Origin of the sequence: Embleya sp. NPDC059213, from assembly GCF_042754445.1 — a bacterium.
In the GTDB taxonomy this organism is placed as follows: domain Bacteria; phylum Actinomycetota; class Actinomycetes; order Streptomycetales; family Streptomycetaceae; genus Embleya.
Map to the genome: position 1 here is coordinate 5,434 of NZ_JBHZAV010000275.1, position 4,044 is coordinate 9,477.

4 protein-coding genes are annotated in these 4,044 nt (G+C 73.3%); 2 read left to right on the forward strand and 2 right to left on the reverse strand.

Going from position 1 to position 4,044, the window contains the following annotated elements; all coding sequences use genetic code 11:
- Positions 1-133: 133 nt before the first annotated feature.
- Positions 134-811, reverse strand: a complete 678-nt coding sequence (locus ACFXMF_RS44740; RefSeq protein WP_360307804.1) for a response regulator transcription factor — start codon at positions 809-811, stop codon at positions 134-136.
- On the reverse strand, positions 808-2,070 hold the full coding sequence (locus ACFXMF_RS44745; RefSeq protein ID WP_360307807.1) for a PspC domain-containing protein: 1,263 nt from the start codon (positions 2,068-2,070) through the stop codon (positions 808-810). Before ACFXMF_RS44745 ends, ACFXMF_RS44740 begins: the two co-directional genes overlap by 4 nt.
- A gap of 133 nt (positions 2,071-2,203) precedes the next feature.
- Between ACFXMF_RS44745 and ACFXMF_RS44750 the strand changes: the two genes are divergently transcribed.
- Both ACFXMF_RS44750 and ACFXMF_RS44755 read left to right on the forward strand, forming a co-directional pair.
- Positions 2,204-3,490 (forward strand): PspC domain-containing protein, encoded by a 1,287-nt coding sequence (locus ACFXMF_RS44750; RefSeq protein WP_379992693.1) that lies wholly within the window; start codon positions 2,204-2,206, stop codon positions 3,488-3,490.
- Between the two features lie 64 nt (positions 3,491-3,554).
- Positions 3,555-3,998, forward strand: a complete 444-nt coding sequence (locus ACFXMF_RS44755; RefSeq protein WP_379992692.1) for a hypothetical protein — start codon at positions 3,555-3,557, stop codon at positions 3,996-3,998.
- Positions 3,999-4,044 lie beyond the last annotated feature (46 nt).

A 4,044-nucleotide genomic window follows, 5' to 3' on the forward strand; every position in this document is an offset into this window, starting at 1 on the left:
GGGTCCGGTTGCCGTAAGTCGCGGCCTTGCTCCCGGTAGTGGACAATGGTCCGCAGGTCCATACACGACGGCCCCAGCCCGCGTTTTTTTTGGGGGGTGGGCGCCGTCGTGTGTGCCGGGTGTCGGTGCTCGCTCAGACCAGCCGACGGTCGGTCGCCCAGCGGGTCAGTTCGTGCCGGTTGGACAACTGCAACTTGCGCAGTACGGCGGACACATGGGTCTCCACCGTCTTGACCGAGATGACCAACCGCCGGGCGATCTCCTTGTACGCGTAGCCGCGGGCGATCAGCCGCAACACCTCGCGCTCGCGCTGGGTGAGCCGGTCCAGGTCCTCGTCGATCGGCGGTACGTCGGTGGCCGCGAAGGCGTCCAGCACGAAGCCCGCCAGGCGCGGCGAGAACACCGCGTCGCCCTCGCCGACCCGGCCGATCGCCCGGATCAGCTCGTCGCCGGTGATCGACTTGGTCACGTAGCCCCGGGCCCCGCCGCGAATCACCCCGATCACGTCGTCGGCGGCGTCCGACACCGACAGCGCGAGGAAGCGCACGGCCGGGATCAGCGACGCGCACTGGCGCAGCACCTCGACCCCGCCGCCGCCGGGCAGGTGCACGTCCAGGAGCACCACCTCGGGGCGGGTCTCGGTGACCACGGCCACCGCGCTCGCCACGTCGTCGGCCTCGCCGACCACCTCGACGGCCTCGCCGATCTCGGCGCGCACGCCGGTCCGGAACATCCGGTGGTCGTCGACCAGGACCACCCGGGTGCGGGCCGTCCCCTCGGGGTGCTCGGTGCTGCTCTCGGTGGCGTTCACGTGTTCGTCCTTCCCACAGCGGCCCGGCCGGCCTCGGCGCGGCGCATCTCCAGCTCGACCTCGGTGCCCTCGCCGGGTTCGCTGCGGATGTGTGCGGCGCCCCCGTTGCGGCGCATGCGCCCGAGCACGGACTCTCGCACACCCAGCCGGTCGGCGGGCACGGTGTCCGGGTCGAATCCGGGTCCGCGGTCTCGAACGAAGACCGTCACCGTGTCCTCGTCGGCCTCGCCGAACACCGAGATCGCCGCGCCGCCCGCGTACTTCGCCGCGTTGACCATCGCCTCGCGGGCGGCGGCCACCAGCGCGGCCAGCTTGTCCTCCACCGGACAGTCGCCGACGCAGACCACCTCGATCGACACGCCGTGCGCGTCCTCGACCTCGGCGGCCGTCGAGCGCAGCGCGGCGGCGAAGGTGCGGTCCGGCTCCTCGCCGTCGGGGCGGTACAACCACGCCCGCAGCTCGCGCTCCTGGGCCCGGGCCAACCGGGCCACCTCGCGCGGATCCTCGACCTGGCGCTGGATCAGGGTCAGCGTGTGCAGCACCGAGTCGTGCACGTGCGCGGCTACCTCGGCCCGCTCCTGGGCCCGGATCCGGGCCCGGCGCTCGGCGCCCAGCTCGCGGGTCTGGCGCAGCAGATACGGGCCGAAGATGACCAGCAGGCCGACCAGGAGCAGGCCGGCCCCGCGCATCGCGGCCAGCGCGTCGCCGATGCCGCCCCGCCCGAGCGAGAAGAACACCAGACCGGCCAGCACCAGCGCGGCGCCGACGAAGGTGCGCAGCGCGCCCGCCACCCGGCTGCGGCCGTCCAGCGAGAACCACCGGTCGCGCTGCGACTCGTCGGCCTGGCGCCACAACAGGATCACGCCGGGACCGGCCACCAGCAGCGGCCAGATCCAGTCGCCGACCTTGGTCCCGCTCGTGGTCGCGCCCACACCGGTGAGCATGGTCGCCGCGATCAACACGATGATCAGGGCGAGCGCCTGGTGCCGCTCCCGCCCGCGTTCGCGGATCGGCGGGGCGGGAGTCGCCCGACCCTGCGGTACGAAGATCCAGAACGCCGCGTAGAGCGCGATCCCCAGCCCGGCGAAAAAGGCCAGTGCGACGAAGGCGATCCGCAACAGCAGCGCGTCGACGCCCAGATGATCGGACAGGCCGCGCGCGACGCCGCCGGCGAGCCGGTGCGACGAGGCGCGCCGGAGCCGGGGAATCGGCTGCGCGGGCCGAACGGGCGCGGCGGGCGGTGGATATACGGCGGTCACACGACCGATCGTCACACGCGGACGAGCCCGGACGCATCAGGGCCCGACCCTGATTCGTTCTCAGGGTGGAACCAGGGGTACGCCAGGGCGGAGCCCGATGGGAAGCGGACTTCGCGGGCGCCACGATGTACTCATGAACGACGACATGAAACCCGGTACCACGGCCGGCGACCGGGCCGGCGACGTCCCGGGCGGCCCTGCGGGGTCGTCCGCGGCGCCCACGACGACGATTCGTCCCCAACTCCTGCGCAGCACCGAGGACCGGATGGTCTCGGGCGTGTGCGGCGGCCTCGGTGAGCATTTCGGCCTCGACCCGGTGATCTTCCGCATCGTGTTCGCGGTGCTGTCGCTCTTCGGCGGGGTTGGCGTACTGGTGTACAGCCTGGGCTGGCTGTTGATCCCGGCCCGCGGTGAGGAGCAACCGGTGTTGCGCCGGGTGCTCTCCGGGAAGTTCGACCGTGGGGCGTCGGCAGCCACCGTGGTCGCGGTCATGGGGGTCGCCTTGTTCTTCACCTACCTGGACTCCGGCTTCGGCCCGTCCATTCCACTGCTGATGATCACCGCCGTGGTGCTGTTCATGGTGTGGTCCGACACGAAGAAGAAGCAGCAGGCCGCCGTCGGTGCGGCCGGCGTCGCGGCGATGGCGCCGGCGCCGACCCAGGTCGACGTGCGGCCGGACGGCGCGACGGTGCCCGGGCCGCCGATGTGGTGGCAGGTGCCGGGGGCCGAATCGCCGGCCGAGGGCGACGGTCGCCCCGTGCCGCCGCCGGCTCCGCAGCGGCCCAGGTGTCCGCGCTCGTACGTCTCCCTGGCCACGCTGTCGGTGGCCACCATGGCCGGTGGTCTGCTGTGGGTGCTCGACCACGTCGGGGCCGTGGACGTGTCGTTCGTCGTCGCGCTCGCGATCCTGCTCGGCATCGTGGGCCTGGGTCTGCTCGTGGGCACCTGGTTCGGCCGGGCCCGGTTGTTGATCCTGCCCGCCCTCGCGCTCACCGCGTTGTTGGCCGCGATCACCGCGATCGGCGTGCCGTTGACCGGACCCTCGGGCGAGCGCACCTACACGCCCACCACGGTCGCCGCGCTGCCCGCCTCGTACCACCTGGGCATGGGCGCGATGGACATCGACCTGCGTCGGCTCGACCTCGGGCCGGGCGGCACCGCGCGGGTCCAGGCCCGGATCGGCGCCGGACAGATCCAGGTCTGGGTGCCCAAGGACGTCACGGTGGTGTTCGAGGGTTCGGCCGACCTCGGCCAGGTGCGCACGCCGGTCGGTCGGGACGACGGCTATCGGCCCAAGCGGGTGGAGACCTCCGGTGCGCAGGGCGGCGGGCCCGGACGGGGCACGATCACCCTCGACCTGAAGGTCGGCGTCGGCGACGTCGAGTTGCTGACCGGGGACGACGGGCGGGAGCCGCGATGAGCGCGTCGGTCGACCCCCGAACGACCCGGCACCGGAGTGCGATGTGGATGGAGGGCGATTCCCGATGAGGCCGAACAGGTACCGCTTCGACCCGATGGCGCTGATCGCGGGTGCGGTCTTCGTCGGCCTCGCGATCGCCTACCTGTTGCGCGCGTCCGGCACGCTGACGGTGCGTCCCGAGTGGGCCCTGGCGGCGGCGGCGATCGGCGTGGGCACGGCCGGGCTGGCCGGAGCGCTGTGGGCGATGTTGCCCGCGCGCGAGGCCGTGCCGACGGCGCCGATGGGGCGGATGGCGTTCGCGCCGACCGCGCCCCACCGCGCGGAGGAGGCCGAGGCCGAGCCGGGTACGGCGGTCGAGGAGCGGCTCACCTCGGGCGCGTCGATCGAGGGCGAGGACGAGCAGCACGCGGTCGCGGTGGTCGACGCCGAGGTCGACGCGCCGGCCGAATCGCCGGCCGGGGACGAGCGCCCGGATCGGGACCCGCCGACCGTCGACCCGACCAAGTAGCCGACGGGGGAAGGGCGGAGGGCGGGTGGGCCGACGGCCCACCCTG